The 2,463-nt window shown below is 64.4% G+C and carries 2 protein-coding genes; both read right to left on the reverse strand.

Features of this window, described 5'->3' with window-relative positions; genetic code table 11:
• Positions 1-71: 71 nt before the first annotated feature.
• Positions 72-824 (reverse strand): IS21-like element helper ATPase IstB, encoded by a 753-nt coding sequence (istB, locus tag HMPREF1316_RS07795; RefSeq protein WP_021726433.1) that lies wholly within the window; start codon positions 822-824, stop codon positions 72-74.
• A complete protein-coding gene (gene istA, locus HMPREF1316_RS07800) occupies positions 814-2,283 on the reverse strand; it encodes an IS21 family transposase (RefSeq protein WP_021726434.1) in 1,470 nt (489 codons plus the stop codon). The genes istB and istA overlap by 11 nt, the downstream gene beginning before the upstream one ends.
• Positions 2,284-2,463: the final 180 nt, after the last annotated feature.

Consider the following 2,463-nt stretch of genomic DNA (forward strand, 5'->3'; position numbering starts at 1 on the left):
TGTGTTCTGTCAATACCATTTGAGCAAAAATCGCATCTGTTCTTGAGCGACTCTCGCATCTGTTCTGAGCTCTATTCTTGAGCTGCGCCTTGCATGAGGGCGTGCCTCACGCGATAGGATTCTCCCTTGAAGCGCAGAAGACGGCCGTGGTGAACCACCCGGTCGATGACGGCAGCAGCCATCTGGTCGTCGCCGAACACCACGCCCCACCTCGAGAACTCGAGGTTGGTGGTGAAGACGACCGACTGCGTCTCGTAAGCTTGTGAGATTACCTGGAAGAGCAGGCGCGCCCCCTCGGCGTCGAGGGGCAGAAAGCCCAGCTCGTCTATGACCAGAAGCTCCGCGCGGCCGATCTGCGCGAGCTCGCGGTCGAGCCTGCCGTCGTCGTTCGCCCGCCGGAGGCGCATCACCAGCGACGAGGCGGTGAAGAACCTGGCCTCGACCTTCGCCTCGCAGCACATGACGCACAGGGCGCAGGCCATATGGGTCTTGCCGCATCCTACGTCGCCCATCAAGACCAGGTCCTCCCTGCCGCGCATGAAGGACAGGGACAAGAGGTCGTCGCGCCCGAACCCCTGCGGCCACGAGACGCTCCCCCAGTCATATCCGTCGAAGGTCTTAAGCGCCGGAAGCGCGCAGCGGCGCAGGAGAGAGGCCCGCTTGGAGGCATCGCGGCTTCGCGCCTCGGCCTCGAGGTAGGAAAGCAGGAACTCCACCTGCCTGGGCGTGCCGCGACGGGCCCATTCGGCGAGTACCGACTTGGTGAGCGAGCAGCGCTTGCCGACCTCGACCAGCTCCTTGGCCATCTCCTCGCTAGCAGACATCGCGCATCGCCTCCCTTGCGACCAGGTCGTACACGGCCAGATTGGCGCCTCCGGCCTCGTCCTCACCGCCCGCGATCCTCCGGGCGAGCAGGTCGCACGATGCGTCATCCGGCATGCGTCCCGATTCGAATATGCCCTCGGCAGCCCTGCAGGCAGCGTCAAAGCCCGAGCGCGCAGCCGCGCGCGAGATGGCCCTGAGCACCTGGCGTCTGCCGGCCTTGTCGCAGCGCTCTATCGCCGACACGAGCGCCTCCGGCATATCCTGCCTTATCGTCGACTCGCCGAAGGCCCGGGGCCTGGCGACGAGCGCCGGTATGAGCGAGGCCGGGTTGCGCATGACCTCGCCTTCTCCCCAGGATCTCTGCAGCAAGGCCACCTTGCGACCGTGCTCGTCGAGCATCTCGATGCTCCCGGGTCGCACTCCGCAGACGAGTTCGCGGTTGTGCCAGGCAGGGCCCGCGCAGTAGCTGTTGCCGCAGATCTCGACACAGCCGCGCTTGTCCGACTTCGCCTTGACCCACCTCACGGAGTCGAAGGCCACCCCGGGAAGCGCCGACATTGCCGCGAGGTCCTCGGCGAGGACCCTTGGGGTTGGCCTTCCTTCTCCGTTGCGGGATCGGGCGTTGATTCGCTCGCATCCCGCACGCAGCATCGAGTTGAGCTCACCCAGAGAGCCGACGGATGGTTGTGGCACCAAAAGATTGCGCCTCAGGAAGCCCACGGCGTTCTCGACGGAGCCCTTTTCGTTGCCCGAGTAGGGGTTGCAGTAGCGACTTGCGCAGCGATAGTGGGCCCTGAACTGGGAGAACAGGGTTGACTCGGTTACCTTGCCGCGCACCATGCGCCCCGCCTCGGTTGCGTTGTCCAGCACGAGCAGCGCAGGGGTGCGCCCGATCCCATCGAAGATGCGGCGCAACCCTTCGCAGAGGCACTCCGAGCGCTCGGAGAACATGGCCCTGCAAAAACGGGCGTTGGAGTGAGGGAGCGTGAGCACCAGCAGCTTCATGTCACGTGCGGCTCCCGCGATCTTGCAGCGGAAGTTGCCGAAATCGACCTGAGCCGTTCCCGGCGACCATTCGAGCTCAAGGTAACCGTCGCGCGGGGACGTTCGCTCATTCTCCTTTCTCCACCTCGCCACGTATCGGCACACCGACGAGTAGGAGCCCCCGTAGCCGCGCTCGTCCACCAGCCTGTCGAAGATCCTCCTGGCGGTGTGGCGCTGCTTTCGCGGCGCCCCGAGGTCCGCTTCGAGTATGCTGTCGATCCAGGCGGCATGGGTGTCGGTGGCCGGATGGGGCCGCATCTCGGATATGGGGGCTCTCGGCGACATGTCCTGCATGTCAGCGTACCTGGCGACGGTGTTGCGGCTCACTCCCAGCTGCCTGGATATTCTCGCCCTGGGTATCCCCCGCGCATCCATCTCGCGTATATCCTGTTGTGTGTCAAGGGGCACGGTCATCTTCCTTTCCTCCTCCGGGCGAAGGCTTGCCAAGGTGAATTCGCCCAGAGGAAACGTAAAGCGCGGCCGTGCCCCTTGCGCTTGGAACACGGCCACTCGTGCGATAGGTGCTCAATTCCCGATGCGAACGGTGCTCACATTATCGTGCGACATCTGCGCGTCTCTTATTGAACCTCAACA

Source organism: Olsenella profusa F0195 (assembly GCF_000468755.1).
Classification (GTDB): Bacteria; Actinomycetota; Coriobacteriia; order Coriobacteriales; family Atopobiaceae; genus Olsenella_F; species Olsenella_F profusa.

Bases quoted from the DNA above. Each gene is read 5' to 3' on its own strand.
- istB (WP_021726433.1), bottom strand. From the start codon at position 824: ATGTCTGCTAGCGAGGAGATGGCCAAGGAGCTGGTCGAGGTCGGCAAG.
- istA (WP_021726434.1), bottom strand. From the start codon at position 2,283: ATGACCGTGCCCCTTGACACACAACAGGATATACGCGAGATGGATGCG.